This is a genomic window from Vreelandella sp. 162(4c), from assembly GCF_058152265.1.
This window is the reverse complement of record NZ_CM176981.1, coordinates 225,426-241,522: the sequence shown is the minus strand read 5'-3', so window position 1 is coordinate 241,522 and position 16,097 is coordinate 225,426. Positions and strand designations below refer to the sequence as shown.

The window sequence follows — 16,097 nt, the reverse complement described above, 5'->3', positions numbered from 1 at the left end:
TCTAGGTCAGCATTCTTCTGCCGTTGAGTGGCTAGTATGAACGCATACATCACGGCGGGGGGATTCACCATGTATTGGGATGACACAGTTATTTTCGGCTTAGTGACCGTCGCGTTAGTGATCGTTTTTATGCTGGGGTGGGTGGGCTTCGTGATTCGTGATCATCTACGTAAAGATGAGCGTAAAAAGTAGCTTTCCCACCTCATGTAAACCTTGTCAGGGGAGGGGGTTTGCTATCGCAGTAAACCTCCTGTTGCCAGCCCACCATGGGCTGGCTTTTTTTTTGCCTGAAATGTGCTGAAAAGTTGCAATCGCATAGCGTGCGTTAATGAGCAATGCAAGGCGTGCTCTGGTAAAGTCCATTGAAGCAATGACTACACTAGGATGCTTTGTCATGAACGCAGTTGCCTTACACCACAGCCCGTGGGGTCGTGTACGTGATCGGTTAGCGTGCGCGTTAATTGTCGTGGGCATAATACTTCCCGCGACTGCCTTTGCCCAGGCAGTAAATATGATCAACGGCGATGTCACTCAAAAGGTCGCTTTAAGTGACTTGCACGACATGTCTGATACGACGTTTACACTCTATGACCCCTATCAAGGGCGCGATGTGGAGATGCAGGGCGTCGAGTTTCGCACCTTTCTGATTGAACAGTTTGGCGAAGTGCCCCCGGCGCTTCACTTTACCGCTTGGGACGACTACGAGGTTACCTTAGAAGGGTGGGACGACCCTAACTGGTACCTGATTAGCTCTGAGGATGGCGATCCGCTCACCATCCGTACGCGAGGCCCTGTGCGGCTGGTAGAGCGTGACTACAATAATCAGGGCAAGGGTGATCGCGACGTAGAAAACCTGCGTGAGTTCAATGACTGGATCTGGATGATTCGTAGCATAGAGGCGAAGTGGTGACATCCAAAACTAGGCCCGTCGCGCAGCCCACAGTTCGTCCCCGGCCTTTAGCTCGCCAGCACCGCTATTTTACGTGGTTATCATTGAGCTTGATGAGCTTTTTGGCACTTATGGTGTTGATTGTTTATGAATCGCGCTGGGTATACCCCGAAATACAGGCTTATTTCAGCCAGACGGGGAGCCTTACAGGTCAGCAGCTTTCTACTCGGGCACGGGTCTACCTACAAAATGCCCAATCCGAGCTATTGAGTGACCAGGCAGAGCAAGATGCGCGGGATGCCGCAGCCTTGGATATTGACCTGGCCTACGGCTTAGCCGATGTGCACATTTATCGGCGTGAATATACCTGCGTTGAGCCTAGTTTGAAGGAGTTGGATCGGCTGGTGGCGCTGCTCGCGGCGCGGGGCATTGACCGTATCGCTGCGGCGATGGCGTTGTTCGCACCGATTCAATGCTTAACCCATATTGAGATGGATCAGCTTGATCGTCGGGGCGCAGCGATTAACGATTTTTCCGAAAGCACCCGTCAGCATAGTCAGGTGCTGACCTACTCCAGTTTATTGATCTTTGTGATGGGATTGGCGTTTTGGTGGCTCCATGAGCGCCAGCTAAGACGCACTGATCGTGCCACTCAAGAGACCTTCGAGTGGATGAAACGCGCCATGCGCGACCCGCTCACCGGGATCGGTAATCGCAGCGCTTTGCATCAGGATGTGTTGGTGCAGCAGCACCAGTCGCTGGGGCTGATTCTGGTCGATATAGACTTTTTTAAACAGTACAACGATGCCTACGGGCATCCGCAAGGCGATACCCTTTTGCGCCAATTGGCCACATTGATTGGTGAAACGCTGAATGATGAAGCGCAGCTCTACCGCTTGGGAGGCGATGAGTTCGCGGCACTACTTCACTGCCCGAACACCGACACGCTGAAGCGTTACTGCCGTCAGCTAATTGAAGGGCTGCGGGAAGCTGGTTTTGCCCACTCTGCCCATCCGGATAAAAAAGGCGTGACGTTAAGCGTTGGCGGGAGCTGTTTTGTAGCCGATGAAGCAACGTTTCCCTACGCTTACGAAGCCGCCGACAAAGCACTCTACCGGGTAAAAGCGATGGGCCGTGACGGTTGGCAGGTTACTGAAGACGCATAACGTCTGTGTACATAGGGGCGAGTCTGCCCAGCAGTTCATTACGTGCGCCAAGGGCAATACCCTCCGCCTGCATAGCCGCATCGAGATGTTCCACCAAGCGATTAAAATGTGCATCTGTTAGCCCCATATGTTGATGAGCACGATCCATCGGCGGGCCTTCATAGTGGCAGGGGCCATCGCTTACATCGCATAGCTGGCTGGCCAGGGATTCAGCAAATAAATCGATATTGGTGTTAGCAAAAAACACCACTACTTCGGGATCATCCGCAATTCGGTATAAGAGATTCTCGACCACCGTGTCGATAGTGCCCTGACCGCCAAGCCGTTCGTAAAGCGTTGTTGATTGAGTGGCTGACTGATGAGTGCAGCCTGCGAGCGTAATTGCGATTGTTGCAAAAATAACCGTTATTAAACCACGGTGTGTCCGCTTGTATTTGTGTGGAAAGCTCATAGCGCCCCGCTTAGAAAGCTGCCTGAAGTGAAAGATAGCCGCCGCGTTGGGAAGGTAGGCCGGCAATGTCGCCTAAGTTCAACCACGCGCCCGTGAGTGATAAGTGCTTATTGAAGAAGTAGGCACTGTAGAGACTTTGCCAATCATCCTCTTTAACTACGCTTAGGTTATCGGGTTTCTGGCGATACTCTGCACCGACAACCCATTGCGGGGTAATAAAAACGCCCACGCTCCCCTCGGCCATCCACGAGCGGCTACTCTGATCGCCGCCAAAGCCAAGCAGACCGCCCTGGTTGGCATTGGTATTGCGCAGGGTGGCGTTGAATAGCATATTGCGCCCGGCAACAGCGCTAAACAGCAACTTGCTGGCGCTAAGATACATATCGGTACCGCTTGTTTTATCGGCACCGAGGGCGGTGGGAATGGTGCCATCAACCAGTCGTTTATGTTGCATCCCAACACTCCAAATGCCCCAAGGGTGATAGAGCACATCACCGAGCAAGCGCACCTTAGCACCGTAAATATCCTGGCCTAGCTCGCCACCCAGGGTGTCTAGATCAAGCGTTTGACGCGCCACTGAGACTTCAATACGGTCATAAACATTCAGGCTTGCGCCGGTCACTGTTAGCCGATAATCGTCCACCCAGGCACGGGTAGCGGCGGCAGTGACGCCGATTTCCTGTTCGCTGGCGGTGCTGGCCAGCACTGCCCAAGGCGATAAGCCACCCCCCGCGGCCCCTTCAATAGCACTCACTCCGCCCGTACTTACAATACGGCTACCGGCATAGGAGGGCATGGCCGCAAGCGCTAAACAGACCGCAAGGCAGCTGAAAAAAAAGTGCCGAAAGGGTGAACTGGATGGTGAAAATATAGATTGAAATAACATCATGGCTTTCTCTGGAACGCCTTTAGTAAGGAAGACATCGGGTGGGGCAAGGAGAGCGGCGTAAAATTATCCAACCAGGCGGGGAGTTCATCAGCTGGCATTGGTTTAGCAATCCAATAGCCCTGTAAAAAGTCACAGCCAAGCTTGCTTAACAGCTCGGCGCTGGCGCGATTCTCGACGCCTTCGGCCACTAAGCGCAGTCCTAAGCTGTGGCCCATTTCGATGGTCGAGCTGACAATCGTCAAGTCATCTTTTTGGGAATCAATGGCCAACACGAACGATTTATCGATCTTGAGTTCATCCACGGGCAAGCGTTTGATTTGCGCTAGGGAAGAGTAGCCGGTGCCGTAATCGTCAATCGCGATACGCAGCCCTAGTTGGTTGAGCTCCATCAACGTGGCCATGGCGGCATCAACGTCCTGCATAACGGCACTTTCAGTGACTTCGATACTCAGGCGGGCAGGGGCAAGACGATAGCGCTCAAGCAGGCTAGCCAAATAAGCAGCTAATTGGCGATCCACCACATCACTGGCGGAGAGATTAACTGCTACCGATAAGTGGTAACCATGCTGCTGCCAAGCATGCAGTTGAGCGCAGACATTGGCTAACATCCAGTGGCTAAGCATGCTGATGCTTCCCGAACGCTCGGCCAAGCTAATAAACTCATCGGGTGGCACAAAACCTAACGACGGGTGACGCCAGCGCATCAACGCTTCGCACTGATCGACACGGCCGTTACGGGTGTCTACTTTGGGCTGGTAGGCCATCCACAGTTCACCGTTGCCCACCGCATCCTGTAGATCGCGAATCAGGGTGAGCTGGCGCAAATGGTGCTCATCCTGACCCTCCAGGTAGCGTTGGTGGTGGTGCCGGTGACGGCGTGCCATATCCAGCGCTATATCGGATCGCCGCAGCAACAATTGTGGGCTGTCGCCATGGTCGGGGTAGTTGGTTTCCCCTGCTGAAAGTGAGGGTGTGATGGGTGATTTATCAAGATCGATAGGGTGATGCAGCGTAGTGAACAGTCGGGTACGCCAGGCAAAGTCGCTTCTTGACTGCTTGACGAGTAGTAGCAGCTCATCACCATCAATCCGGTAGGCTGTGCTCTCCGAGCCATCAAAGTGCTGCAAGCGTTTGGCCAGGGTGACCAGCACGTGATCCCCCAGCGCGTAGCCGAAGGTGTCATTAATGTCGCGAAAGTTGTTAATCGCCAGGCGCAGAAGGGTAAACGGCTCGCCGCGTTTGATCAAAAGGCTGATATCTTCCTGGGCGCTGATGCGATTGGGCAGGTCGGTAAGTAAGTCGTGACGGGACTGATGATGAAGAGTGGACTCACGCTGAGCGATACCCTCCTGCATGGCCAGTAGCGTCGACGCTAAAAGCCCGGTTTCGCTGCGCTCAGTACCGATCGGTAACTCAGTGAAACGCTCTCCGCGCCCAATGCGCTGTGCCGCCTTCGCCAACTCCATTAACGGTTTGCTCATACTCCGGGCGCTCCACATAGCAATCAGCACGGTAAACAGCAGGATCAAAGCAATGATTCCCAGCAGTTGCCACTGCAGCGAGCGGTAAGCGCCAAGCAGCTCGTTGCGTGAGAGTTGTAACAACGCATAGGTCTGGTTGACGTCATCGGAATAGAGCTGAGACGCGTAGGTCAGGTACTCGGCATCCGGCGTCATCTGGCTGTGTAAGGCATATTCACCTTCGATTAGCTCATCGTCACGCCCGCTCATTAATTCCAGGGCCAGCTGCTCGGGATGAGAACTGGCAAGGTAGCTGATCTCGCCGTTGTCGCGATAGTTGACTACGCTGATGTCCAACCCGGTTAATACATTAATCTCTTCCGTGACCGCTTCATTGATTAAAAAGCCCATACCCACCCAGCCAATCAGGTTGGGGGCACGCACTGGCAGCAGGGCAAACTCGTACGGCTGCCCTTCGGCGATGACGACGCTAACAGCTTCGCCTTCTTGGCTGGCTCGATCGAACAACTGCGGGAAAGGCATTGGGCTATTTTGCGCGTGATGGCTGCTTGCCAAAATACGCCCATCCAGGCCGCTGAGTAACACGATATCCGCCTTGGCTCGATCACCATGGTTGGCCAATACGGAGTAGAGCGTATCGGTGTCCTGGGTGGAAACGGCGCTTTTAAAACCGAAGTCATCGGCAAGAATGGCGACGTTATTAGCTAACTGCTCACCGCGTGCGTCCAGCAGTTGTTCCAATACATTGGCACCCACTTCTAAACGTTGGGAGCCTTTTGCAATGACGTCGTTTTGGGTCGCACGAAGAAACGCCACCCCGGTAGCGAGTTGCGAGACAATAACCACTGTCAATAGTACGAGCATTAGGCGCGTTCTAAAGCGCATAGCAACCTCACTAAGTGGTTGAGTTCCACCTTCTGAACCCTGCTAGGGTCTTAAGTAGCATCTTTAAATCGCTGCTGAAGGGGAGAGAGGGTTGGCGCTGGAGGTGGCAGTGCGTTGAGTTCTAAATTGACTTCCAACTGGTCGCTGTCGGTAATGATACCTTCCCACCAAACTTGCTGGCTGTCATCAAGTTGCGGGTGCCACACGCGCACACGATGCTCACCAGCTGGCAGCATGGGCAGGGAAAGCATGCCTTCGGCGCCCGTTATCGCCGAGTAGGGGGCATCGCTGACTACAATAAACGCCTGCATATGGTCGTGAATATTACACCCTAAGACGACAACCCCTGCTTGGTCGAAGTGAACCGGTGGCGGTGTTTCTTGCAAGTAGAGGTTTAAATCAAAGGTTTTGGCCGGTGAAAAAGAGTAGACGTGGTGGCGGGTGGTGTCTTGGTTGGGAAATGCCACATAGCTGCCGGTCGGTACGGCGAGTACCTTGGGGTGAAAGGCAGCACCCCGCTGATAGATGCTCTCTTCCTGAGGAGGATTGGCCGCCGCCGAATCGTAGTAAACCTCAACAACTGCATCCGCAAGGGGTTGGCCATCACTACTGCTGACGGTTATCTGAGCGGCATTAGCGGTGGGGATAAGTAGGCTGATAACCGCCAGTGCCAATAGCGGGAGTGGGTATACACTGACAAAACCCATAAAAGGGTGACGCAGTCGTGTTGGCTTTGGCATTGAGGTCGGCATCCCGTATTAAGCTGGCTCTTAGTTAGCCCGTGCAGTATTAAACTTAATAGTGGATGGATTATGCAAGAAAGTCATGTGTTTGGCTTAACGGTAGGCCAACACTTAACGCAATGCTGCCTGACGCCAGGTACTCCGCTATGCTTGCAATACCCGCTCCGGGTACCACGTTTCGCCCAAACTGCCATCGCAGTCGTTGCGGCAACGGCTGAGCGGCCACTGGGCTTGTGGTGACAAGTCCAGCGCCGCTCGGCAAGACTCCGCAAAGCGTTGCGGTCTTAGCTACTCGCTTTCTCACGCAAAAAATCGATGATGTGATCTGCAGGCACCATGGTGGCTTCGCTATCCCGACGTCCTTTATATTCCAGTTCGCTGTTGTCCAGGCCGCGGTCGCCGATTACCAGGCGGTGAGGAACGCCCATCAGCTCCAAGTCGGCAAATTTAACGCCGGGCCGGGTGTCTCGGTCATCCAGCAAGACGTCTAAGCCAGCGGCGGTGAGTGCTTGGTAAAGACGTTCAGACTCTTCGCGAACACGCTGGGATTTGTGTGCATTCATCGGCACCAGTGCCACCTGGAAGGGCGCAATAGCGTTAGGCCAGATAATGCCGGATTCATCGTGGTTCTGCTCAATGGCCGCGGCGACCACACGGGTCACGCCGATGCCGTAGCAACCCATCCAAGGATGGCTGGTTTTGCCGTTGTCGCCCAGTACGTTGGCGTTCATGGCCTGGGAGTACTTTTGGCCAAGCTGGAAGACGTGGCCAACCTCGATGCCGCGCTTGATAGAGAGCGTGCCTTGACCGTCGGGAGAAGGGTCGCCTTCCACCACATTGCGTAGGTCGGCCACCTCGGGAAGGGCAACATCACGCTCCCAGTTAATGCCGAAATAGTGTTTGCCTTCAATATTGGCACCCGCGCCAAAGTCGCTCATCAGGGCAACGCTGCGGTCGGCAATAATGGGCATATCAAGGTTCACCGGGCCAAGCGAGCCAAAGCCTGCACCAACTGCTGCGCGAATTTCTTCTTCGCTGCCCATGGTCAGCGGGGCCGCCACTTGGGGAAGGTTCTCTGCTTTTACCTCGTTCAGCTCATGATCACCGCGCACCAATAGGGCAATCAGGCCACCTTCAGCGGCACGTACGATGAGGGTCTTGACCGTTTTCTCGATCGGCAGATCAAACTGCTCAACCAGGGCGGCAATGGTCTTGGCATTAGGTGTATCTACCAGATGCATCTCTTGGGTAGGTGCTTCGCGCTGTATATCGCTGCCCACTGGGGCAGGCAAGGCTTCGGCCTTTTCCATGTTTGCGGCGTACTCGGAGGCGTTGGAGAATACGATATCGTCTTCGCCCGAGTCGGCCAGTACGTGGAATTCATGGGAGCCGGTGCCGCCGATAGAGCCGTTGTCGGCAATTACCGGGCGAAAGTCGAGGCCCAGCCGCGTGAAAATGCGTGTGTAGGCGTCGTACATATCCTGGTAGGTCTGCTTCAGCGAGGCTTCATCCAGGTGGAAGGAGTAAGCATCCTTCATGATGAACTCGCGGGAGCGCATTACCCCAAAGCGTGGGCGAATCTCGTCACGGAACTTGGTCTGAATCTGATAGAAATTGACCGGCAGCTGTTTATAGCTGGCAATCTCTTTGCGCACCAGGTCGGTGATCACTTCTTCGTGGGTCGGGCCGACGCAGTAGTCGCGGTCGTGGCGATCTTTCAGGCGTAACAGCTCGGGGCCATACTGCTCCCAACGGCCAGACTCCTGCCAAAGCTCAGCGGGCTGCACGGCGGGCATCAGTACCTCTTGAGCACCGGCACGGTTCATCTCTTCGCGCACAATGGCTTCCACCTTGCGCAGTGTGCGCAGGCCAAGGGGCAGCCAAGTGTATAGCCCTGAGGTTAAACGGCGAATCATCCCGGCACGGAGCATTAGCTGGTGGCTAATGACTTCGGCGTCAGCCGGAGTTTCTTTGAGTGTGGCAATCAGTAATTGGCTGGCGCGCATGGGCGTGAGCATTCCTTAAGTTTTTTTAAGACTGGTTTTTGAAACTGAATTCTTGAAAAAGTGCTTGGAGGCGTTGAATGGGGCCATTGTACGGCCTAGCGGTTAAAGCGGCAAAATAGTGCTTATGTTCAATTGATCTATGCTTTTGGATGGTTGTGCTAGACTGAGCAAGTTTTATGGCGCGATAGTCGGCAAAAAACGAAAGCTCAATATGCTATTTCGACTATCGTTACTATTTTGTTTGAGGGAACCTTCATGCATCAAGCAGTTCGTCGCTGGTTGACCGGCGCCGTGGTTGGCGTTTCCATCGTGTCATTGAGTGGTTGTGGTACGCTTTTTCACCCTGAGCGTAAAGGGCAATTGAGCGGTGATATTGATCCGGTTATTGCTGTCGCCAATGGTGTCGGCTTGCTGTTTTTTATTGTACCCGGAGTAATTGCCTACGCCGTGGATTTCTCTAATGGCACCATCTATTTGCCGGGCCGCAACAGCGCCTCAGTAGATGTTCACCAATTAGACGACGCTATGGATATAGCCTCTCTTGAAAAACTGCTCTCTGAAACAGCCGGTCAGCCGGTGAGTTTGGAGAGCGAGTTAGTGATGATCGAAGAGATGGGCAGCTTGGACGAAGCGCTGGCTATGGTGCGTATGTCTGGCGTGTTAGACCAAGAGAAACTCTCGGCGATGTAATGCTCCTAATTGACCGCTAAAGCCCAGCCGAGCGTTATGCTTGGCTGAGCTTTTTCATGCGGCTCAGTTTATGCAGCCCAGCTGTCAAGCATACTGGGCGGGGTTGGGTACGCTGGGAAAGCGCGGCGGGTGCGCTTCCATGTAGGCGTGGCAGGCACGCAGTACCCGCACATCATCATACTTGCCACCCGCAAGCTGAAAACCCACCGGTAAACCGTTATCGGTAAAACCACAGGGCACTGACGCGGCGGGCTGCTGGCTAAGGTTAAAAGGATAGCTAAAGGGCGCCCACTCTTCCCAGTCCCGCATATCGCTGCTGAGGGGAACTTCCTGGTTAATTTCAAACGGCGGTATCGCCACCGAGGGGGTCATCAGTAGATGATACTCTTGGTTAAAGTGCTCCAGGAGCTGGGTTAACTCCGCACGATCTGCCAAGGCACGAAACAGTTCAACGGCTTTCCAGGGTTCGGCCTCACGGGCATTGGCCACCATGCCGGGATCCAGCAGCGTACGCTGGTGATCATCCATTTGTGACCACTGCTCTAAAGAGGCGGTAAACCACAGCTTACGGAAGGTATCCAGCGGTGACGAAAAGCCGGGATGCACTTCGACGATTTCAGCGCCCAACGCCTCCAGTCTGCCGGCTGCTTCTCACACGCGTTCGGCAACCTGTGGATCTACCTTGGCGTAGCCAAGATCAGCCGAGTAGCCAATCCGTAGTCCGGTTAAACCTTTATCCAAATCCATCCCCCAGCACTCGGGCTGCCCGCGGGTGGCGTAAGGGTCACGGTAGTCGTAACGGCCCATCACATTGAGCATGCTAACCGCATCCCGCACGGTGTGCGTTAACGGCCCCAGGTGCGATAGGCTGGGTTCTTTAGCTGGAGGCCATTGGGGCGTCCAGCCAAATGTGGGTTTGAAGCCAAAAACACCGGTGAACGCCGCGGGGATACGTATGGATCCGCCGGAGTCGCCGCCCTGGTGCAGTACCCCCATATTGAGTGCCGCAGCAGCGGCGGCCCCGCCGGAAGAACCGCCGGGGGTTAACCGAGTATCCCAGGGGTTAGCCGTGGCACCGAAGACACGGTTATCGGTCACGGCTTTCCAGCCAAATTCGGGCGTGTTGGTTTTACCTAAAATGACGGCGCCTGCTTCACGCAGCATGCGTGCGGGTGGCGCATCGGTGTCACATAGCGCTTCAGAAGAGGTTAACGAGCCTTCTCGGCAGGGCATGCCTGCCACTTGGGTCAGGTCTTTAAGCGATACCGGCACCCCGTCGATGGGGCTTAGCGGCTTGCCTTGCCCCCAGCGCCGCGCCGAGGCTTTGGCCGCCGATTCCGCACCTTCAGCATCTACATACACATAGGCGTTAACGTCTGGGTTGAAGCGCTCGGTTCGATCAAGAGCGGCACGAGTCGCTTCTAGCGGGGAGGCCTCTCGGCTTGCAAACAAGTGAGCTAGGGTCTGGGCATCTAAACTGCCAAGATCGGTATCGCTCATTACACACTCCTTACGTAGGCTGGGGCTTGGGTAAAGGAGTTTAAGCGTAGGCAAGCATTACCGGGCGTGCAAAAACCGCTGAATCGTAGGCTGACTCTTTGTATCCACTTCAGGAGGCTTGAGCGCGTAGCCAAGCTATTTCATCGGCCCATATCTCGGGTTCGATGGTCTCCAGTATCATTGGAATGCCGTTAATCCGTGGTTCCTGCATGATGGTGGTAAAGGCAGGTAGGCCAATATTGCCTTTACCCAGGCTATGGTGGCGATCCACGCGGCTGGCAAGGTTGCTTTTGGCATCGTTTAAATGCATGCCGCGCAGATACTCAAAGCCGACCACGCTGTCTAGCTCATCAAGCGTTGCTTGGGTGGCCTCTGTCGTGCGTAGATCATAGCCCGCCGCAAAGGCGTGGCAGGTGTCAATACACACCCCCACGCGAGTTTTATCGTCCACGTGGGCAATGATCTCGGCCAAATGCTCGAAGCGCCAACCCAGGTTAGTGCCTTGGCCAGCGGTATTTTCAATGACTGCGGTAACGCCTTGGGTATGCGTTAGCGCTTCGTTAACGGATTCTGCAATACGCTTTAAGCAGTCGCTTTCGCTGATTTTGTTCAAATGGCTGCCAGGGTGAAAATTAAGCAGCGTCAGCCCCAACTGCTCGCAGCGCTGCATCTCATCCAGAAACGCATCGCGGGATTTGCGCAGCCCTTCCTGCTCGGGGTGACCCAGATTAATCAGATAGCTGTCGTGGGGCAAAATCTGCTCTGCAGAAAAGTTGTGCTCGGCACAGGCATCGCGAAAGGCTTGAATCGCCTCATCGGTGAGCGGTTTACCTTTCCATTGACGCTGATTTTTGGTGAATAGCGCAAACGCATCCGCACCGATTTCCACTGCTCGCTGCACGGCTTGGTCTGCGCCGCCAGCGGCGCTCACATGGGCTCCTAGGTACTTCACGGTGGACTCCTTGTCAGTGTGTGAACTTATAAGTTGTTAGAGTTTATCAATGGCTGTCTAAAAAGCGCTTGAACGCGGCGGGTTCATCGGTGATGACACTGCCGATGCCCCACTCCCAGCGGCTATGAAAGGCACTGGGGTCATTGGCGGTATAGCACAATATTTGATAGCCATCGCGCTGCATAGCGTCGGCTTGGGCGCGCTTCAAACGCGGCCAGTGGGGGTGCACGCTAAAAGCCTCAATGGCCTCGCACTGCTCATGCCAACTTTTGGGCACGCTACCGAACAGCACACCCAGGGCCAGCCGTTCTTTGCTGGCAAATTGACGGCAGTGGCCAAGAGCCGCGGCATTGAAGGAGGAGATAATCAAGCGCTCGGGGGGGAGAGTGTCGAGCATTTCCGGCAGCGCGCGTTCCACCAGCGCGATGGGGTCGCGGCCTTTGTTGACCTTGATTTCCATATTGGCGCCCATTTCCAGCTCGTTAAGCAGTGCCAACATCTCGCTGAGACTAGGCATCTTCTCACCCGCAAAACGATCGTCAAACCAAGCCCCGGCATCCAGGGTTTGCGCCTTCGCCCAGCTCATGGAGGCGAGTCCGCCCCGTCCGTTTGAGCAGCGTGCTACATCGCCGTCGTGCCAAATCACCGGGGTGCCATCACCCAGTAGCTGCACATCCAGCTCTACCCATGTGGCTCCCGCTTCATAGGCGGCGCGCACCGCGGCGAGGGTGTTTTCAGGGGCAGCGGCGGAGTAGCCGCGGTGGGCAATCAGCGCGGGGAGTTGAATAGCGGGATGCGTCATGACAAATCTCTAAGCCTTAGACGATAAAGAAGCGCTAATACTAGCATGGGCGCATGACAGCAGGATTGCATTGCCTCGCGTTCTAGTGGGTAAAAATACGCTAGCGTGCTAGCTTGATTTAAATGCCATGACGCGCTTGTATAGCAGCACCTGTTGCCATGCTTAGCATTATTCAGAGATGGCGTATCAACTCGAATAATAGCCGAATTACACAATAAGGAGTCCTAATGTCTCAGCGTATTCAATTTGCCCGCACCGGCGGTTCTGAGGTACTTGAACTGGTCGACGTTACCCCTGCTGAACCTGGCCAGGGTGAAGTACGTATTGCTAATAAAGCCGTTGGCCTTAATTTTATCGACATCTATTTTCGTACCGGGCTCTATCCAACCCCTTCCATGCCTTCTGGTCTAGGCACCGAAGGTGCAGGCGTGGTCGATGCGGTTGGCGAAGGAGTCACACACCTTCAGGTTGGCGATCGCGTGGCCTATGCCCAAGGCCCGTTGGGCGCCTATGCTGAACTGCATACGCTGCCAGCGGCTAAAGTGGTCAAGCTACCCGACTTCGTTGATTTCGACACCGCAGCGGCGAGTATGCTCAAGGGCCTTACCGTGCAGTATCTGCTTCGCCAAACCTATGAACTAAAAGGTGGCGAAACCATTCTATTTCACGCCGCAGCGGGCGGGGTAGGTTCGATTGCCTGCCAGTGGGCGAAGTCGTTAGGCGTTAAGCTGATCGGCACAGTCAGTTCACAGGAAAAAGCGAATCTAGCCATGGCCAACGGTGCCTGGGCGACAATTAATTACAGCGAAGAGAACGTGGTAGAGCGCGTACGCGAGCTTACCAACGGCGATATGTGCGATGTGGTGTATGACTCGGTGGGTAAAGACACCTGGGAAATGTCACTGGACTGCCTGAAGCCCCGTGGTCTGATGGTCAGCTTTGGCAACGCGTCTGGCCCGGTGGAGGGCGTTAATATCGGCATTCTGAATCAGAAGGGCGCACTTTACGTGACCCGCCCCAGCCTGAATGGCTACGCCGACACCCGCGAGCGTTTGGAGATGATGTGCGAAGAGTTTTTCGCCATGATTGAAAGCGGTAAGGTCAACATTGATATCGCCAACCGCTACCCACTTGCAGAAGCTGGCAAAGCCCAAGACGCCCTGCAAAGCCGCAAGACCACGGGCTCAACTATTCTTTTGCCGTAGCGAATTCGTTTTATCCGACGATAGAGCTTTGAGAGCAGCAGCAGGGGCAGCCTGAAGCGGTTGGCCAGGGCCCCGTGAAGTTTCCTATATCTCAAAGGCTGCACGCATCGCTATAAGATTGTTGATGCTCACATTATTGTTGAGCGCCAAAAGTAAGCGCTTTTATTAGCCCGCTTTACCCTTCATTACACTACCGATATGAAGCTCGGCTTTGCCGAGCTTTTGTCCCTTTTGGCTATGTGTTTATAGGCTTTGCGTATGCAGGGTCTATACCTCTGTATAGTAAACGTCTAATGTGCAGAAGAAATAGTCATGTTAAAGCGTGTTTTGCATCAATCGCATGGTGAACTTTCAAACGCCAGCAAGGGAGTGGGAAAAGGATGTCGGCTGAGGACATAAGTGTTGAGGGCTCAAGCGCTGAGGGCTCCGGTATTGAAAACGTAAGTATTGAAGCATTGGATCTTGGCGGGTTAACGCTTACACCTAGCACACTGGTGTTTATCGTACTTGGGCTAACGCTCGCCGCGTTTATATGGGGACGCTTTCGTTATGACTTAGTGGCGCTGGCAGCGTTGTTGGGTTCGGTCATGCTGGGGCTTGTGCCGGCCGAAAGCGCTTTCGCCGGTTTCGGCCATCCGGCGGTGATTACCGTGGCCGCTGTACTGGTGCTTAGCCGAGGGTTTGAGCGCTCGGGCGTGGTCGATATTATTGCCAACCAAGTGCTTAAAGTGGGGGAAAACCTGCTGCTCCAACTCCTGGTGCTGGTGGGTACCATTGTTGTGCTGTCAGGTATTATGAATAATGTGGGCGCCCTGGCACTGCTGCTACCGGTAGCTATGCGGCTTGCCCGCGAACACAACACCTCGCCTTCCTTACTGCTTATGCCCCTGGCGTTTGGCTCTCTGCTCGGCGGCCTGACCACGATGATTGGTACCCCACCCAATATCATTATTTCCAGTTATCGCCGTGATGTGACAGATGAAGCATTTAGTATGTTTAGCTTCTCGCCTGTTGGCATCGTAGTTGCGCTGGCGGGGCTGGCCTTTATTGTTCTGGTGGGCTGGCGCTTGACGCCCAAGCGTAGCGGCCAGGCCTCTACGGATGAAATGTTCGATACCGCCAACTATTTAGTCGAATTGAAAGTGGGTGAAGAGTCGAAAGCCAAAGGCTTAACGCTACAACAGTTGCGCGACGAACTGGACGAAACCATTCCCGTGTTAGCGGTGGTGCGTGATGACAACCGCCGTGCAGGCTATAACTTCCACGGCGCACTGGAAGAGGGCGATATTCTGCTATTAGAAGCAGGGCCTGATGAGCTTCAAATGCTGGAAGACAAAGTAGGGCTAAGCGCGATTGCAGAGTTGGAGGAAGACCCTGAGGCGGAGGATGCTGAGCCTACGGAGAGTGATAAGGATCCTGTGAATAAGAAAGATTCTGCGCAGGATCGACAGCCCGTGGATACCGAGGGCCTGCAACTGATCGAGGCCGTGGTGCGTAACGACTCAATGATGATTAACCGCAGCGTACGCCAGCTACGCTTAAACCATCAGTTTGGCCTGCACTTGGTGGCTGTCGCACGGGATGGCGGGCGCTTGAAGCAGCGGTTGCGGGATATTCGTTTTAAAAACGGTGATGTTTTGCTCCTCCAGGGCAGTGAAAACGAGATGTCAGATAGCCTGGCCTCGCTTGGGTGTCTACCCCTGGCTAGCCGTGAACTGCATCTGGGGCAGCCACGCAAACTTGCTATGTCGATTGCTATTTTTGCCTTGGCAATCGTCGCCATGCTGTTTGATCTACTCCCCGCAGCGGTGGCCATGAGTAGTGCGGCACTGATTTCGCTCCTGATTGGCGTGTTACCACTCCGGGAAGGGTATCAGGCCATTGATGGCCCCGTCATAGTGCTGCTCGCGGCGATGATTCCCGTGGGCGAAGCATTAGAAACCAGTGGAGGTGCAGATTTGATTGCTAACGCGCTGCTCAGTTTTGGCAGCGATTGGCCGGTGGTGGTGACCATGATAGGGCTGTTTTTACTCTCTATGCTGCTCTCCAATGTGGTTAACAATGCGGCGGCTGCGCTACTGATGGCACCGATTGCGGTGAGCTTAGCCAATGGCTTTGACGTCTCACTGGATCCGTTTTTGATGGTCGTAGCTGTTAGCGCTTCCTGTGCGTTTTTAACCCCTATTGGGCACCAATCCAATACGCTGGTGCTTGGGCCTGGCGGCTACCGCTTTGGTGATTATTGGAAACTGGGCTTGCCGCTATCACTGGTGGTGCTGGTGGTTGCTATCCCAATGATCCTATGGGTGTGGCCGCTTTAATAGGCGAGGTCGCCGCTTGGTCTGTCGGTTTGGCACCTGCGGAATTGTATGAATAGTGCTATTAGGTTTCGAAAATTTTGCTAGATTATGTTCAGATATCAATAAAAATCGAACAGG

15 protein-coding genes are annotated in these 16,097 nt (G+C 54.4%); 6 read left to right on the top strand and 9 right to left on the bottom strand.

Annotation, left to right across the window (positions count from 1 at the left end; all coding sequences use genetic code 11):
- Positions 1-36 precede the first annotated feature (36 nt).
- The 3 genes from ccoM (at position 37) to AC4EYZ_RS01060 (ending at position 2,055) form a co-directional block, all read left to right on the top strand.
- Entirely contained in the window at positions 37-192 is a 156-nt protein-coding gene (gene ccoM / locus AC4EYZ_RS01070) for a cytochrome c oxidase subunit CcoM (RefSeq protein WP_022523728.1), read from the top strand.
- Between the two features lie 202 nt (positions 193-394).
- On the top strand, positions 395-910 hold the full coding sequence (locus tag AC4EYZ_RS01065; RefSeq protein WP_022523727.1) for a hypothetical protein: 516 nt from the start codon (positions 395-397) through the stop codon (positions 908-910).
- A 92-nt stretch (positions 911-1,002) separates the two neighbouring features.
- A complete protein-coding gene (locus tag AC4EYZ_RS01060; protein WP_053857069.1) occupies positions 1,003-2,055 on the top strand; it encodes a GGDEF domain-containing protein in 1,053 nt (350 codons plus the stop codon).
- Here AC4EYZ_RS01060 and AC4EYZ_RS01055 read toward each other — a convergent pair.
- The 5 genes from AC4EYZ_RS01055 to AC4EYZ_RS01035 all read right to left on the bottom strand — a co-directional run bounded on the left by AC4EYZ_RS01055 (position 2,039) and on the right by AC4EYZ_RS01035 (position 8,510).
- Complete coding sequence (locus AC4EYZ_RS01055; RefSeq protein WP_022523725.1) at positions 2,039-2,506, bottom strand: group I truncated hemoglobin; 468 nt, start codon at positions 2,504-2,506, stop codon at positions 2,039-2,041. The two genes, AC4EYZ_RS01060 and AC4EYZ_RS01055, sit on opposite strands and share 17 nt — an antisense overlap.
- A gap of 10 nt (positions 2,507-2,516) precedes the next feature.
- Entirely contained in the window at positions 2,517-3,260 is a 744-nt protein-coding gene (locus tag AC4EYZ_RS01050) for a DUF3034 family protein (RefSeq protein ID WP_238326103.1), read from the bottom strand.
- A gap of 131 nt (positions 3,261-3,391) precedes the next feature.
- Complete coding sequence (locus tag AC4EYZ_RS01045) at positions 3,392-5,761, bottom strand: bifunctional diguanylate cyclase/phosphodiesterase (protein ID WP_022523723.1); 2,370 nt, start codon at positions 5,759-5,761, stop codon at positions 3,392-3,394.
- A 50-nt stretch (positions 5,762-5,811) separates the two neighbouring features.
- On the bottom strand, positions 5,812-6,501 hold the full coding sequence (locus tag AC4EYZ_RS01040) for a cupredoxin domain-containing protein (protein ID WP_022523722.1): 690 nt from the start codon (positions 6,499-6,501) through the stop codon (positions 5,812-5,814).
- Positions 6,502-6,788: 287 nt separating this feature from the next.
- The gene (locus tag AC4EYZ_RS01035) at positions 6,789-8,510 is read right to left on the bottom strand and encodes a proline--tRNA ligase (protein WP_022523721.1); all 1,722 of its coding nucleotides are present in this window, start codon (positions 8,508-8,510) and stop codon (positions 6,789-6,791) included.
- Between the two features lie 255 nt (positions 8,511-8,765).
- Between AC4EYZ_RS01035 and AC4EYZ_RS01030 the strand changes: the two genes are divergently transcribed.
- Complete coding sequence (locus AC4EYZ_RS01030) at positions 8,766-9,200, top strand: hypothetical protein (protein WP_022523720.1); 435 nt, start codon at positions 8,766-8,768, stop codon at positions 9,198-9,200.
- 84 nt (positions 9,201-9,284) lie between these two features.
- On the opposite strand, the gene AC4EYZ_RS01025 is transcribed toward AC4EYZ_RS01030, so the two are convergent.
- The 4 genes from AC4EYZ_RS01025 to AC4EYZ_RS01010 all read right to left on the bottom strand — a co-directional run bounded on the left by AC4EYZ_RS01025 (position 9,285) and on the right by AC4EYZ_RS01010 (position 12,454).
- Complete coding sequence (locus tag AC4EYZ_RS01025) at positions 9,285-9,827, bottom strand: amidase family protein (RefSeq protein ID WP_022523719.1); 543 nt, start codon at positions 9,825-9,827, stop codon at positions 9,285-9,287.
- Positions 9,828-9,851: 24 nt separating this feature from the next.
- Positions 9,852-10,700 carry an amidase family protein gene (locus tag AC4EYZ_RS01020; protein ID WP_022523718.1) on the bottom strand — a complete coding sequence of 283 codons (849 nt, stop codon included), beginning with the start codon at positions 10,698-10,700 and terminating at the stop codon, positions 9,852-9,854.
- 109 nt (positions 10,701-10,809) lie between these two features.
- On the bottom strand, positions 10,810-11,652 hold the full coding sequence (gene nfo, locus AC4EYZ_RS01015; protein WP_009286506.1) for a deoxyribonuclease IV: 843 nt from the start codon (positions 11,650-11,652) through the stop codon (positions 10,810-10,812).
- Between the two features lie 46 nt (positions 11,653-11,698).
- On the bottom strand, positions 11,699-12,454 hold the full coding sequence (locus tag AC4EYZ_RS01010) for a glycerophosphodiester phosphodiesterase family protein (protein ID WP_022523717.1): 756 nt from the start codon (positions 12,452-12,454) through the stop codon (positions 11,699-11,701).
- A 227-nt stretch (positions 12,455-12,681) separates the two neighbouring features.
- Between AC4EYZ_RS01010 and AC4EYZ_RS01005 the strand changes: the two genes are divergently transcribed.
- Together AC4EYZ_RS01005 and AC4EYZ_RS01000 are read left to right on the top strand one after the other, a co-directional pair.
- Positions 12,682-13,659, top strand: coding sequence for an NADPH:quinone reductase (locus AC4EYZ_RS01005; protein ID WP_022523716.1), 978 nt, complete (start codon positions 12,682-12,684; stop codon positions 13,657-13,659).
- Between the two features lie 380 nt (positions 13,660-14,039).
- Positions 14,040-15,980, top strand: a complete 1,941-nt coding sequence (locus tag AC4EYZ_RS01000; protein ID WP_022523715.1) for an SLC13 family permease — start codon at positions 14,040-14,042, stop codon at positions 15,978-15,980.
- Positions 15,981-16,097: the final 117 nt, after the last annotated feature.

Coding starts and splice junctions, on each gene's coding strand:
- AC4EYZ_RS01045 (WP_022523723.1), bottom strand. CDS start 5,761: ATGCGCTTTAGAACGCGCCTAATGCTCGTACTATTGACAGTGGTTATT.
- AC4EYZ_RS01065 (WP_022523727.1), top strand. CDS start 395: ATGAACGCAGTTGCCTTACACCACAGCCCGTGGGGTCGTGTACGTGAT.
- AC4EYZ_RS01000 (WP_022523715.1), top strand. CDS start 14,040: ATGTCGGCTGAGGACATAAGTGTTGAGGGCTCAAGCGCTGAGGGCTCC.
- AC4EYZ_RS01035 (WP_022523721.1), bottom strand. CDS start 8,510: ATGCGCGCCAGCCAATTACTGATTGCCACACTCAAAGAAACTCCGGCT.
- AC4EYZ_RS01010 (WP_022523717.1), bottom strand. CDS start 12,454: ATGACGCATCCCGCTATTCAACTCCCCGCGCTGATTGCCCACCGCGGC.
- AC4EYZ_RS01030 (WP_022523720.1), top strand. CDS start 8,766: ATGCATCAAGCAGTTCGTCGCTGGTTGACCGGCGCCGTGGTTGGCGTT.
- AC4EYZ_RS01020 (WP_022523718.1), bottom strand. CDS start 10,700: ATGAGCGATACCGATCTTGGCAGTTTAGATGCCCAGACCCTAGCTCAC.
- AC4EYZ_RS01005 (WP_022523716.1), top strand. CDS start 12,682: ATGTCTCAGCGTATTCAATTTGCCCGCACCGGCGGTTCTGAGGTACTT.
- AC4EYZ_RS01060 (WP_053857069.1), top strand. CDS start 1,003: ATGAGCTTTTTGGCACTTATGGTGTTGATTGTTTATGAATCGCGCTGG.
- AC4EYZ_RS01055 (WP_022523725.1), bottom strand. CDS start 2,506: ATGAGCTTTCCACACAAATACAAGCGGACACACCGTGGTTTAATAACG.
- AC4EYZ_RS01040 (WP_022523722.1), bottom strand. CDS start 6,501: ATGCCAAAGCCAACACGACTGCGTCACCCTTTTATGGGTTTTGTCAGT.
- ccoM (WP_022523728.1), top strand. CDS start 37: ATGAACGCATACATCACGGCGGGGGGATTCACCATGTATTGGGATGAC.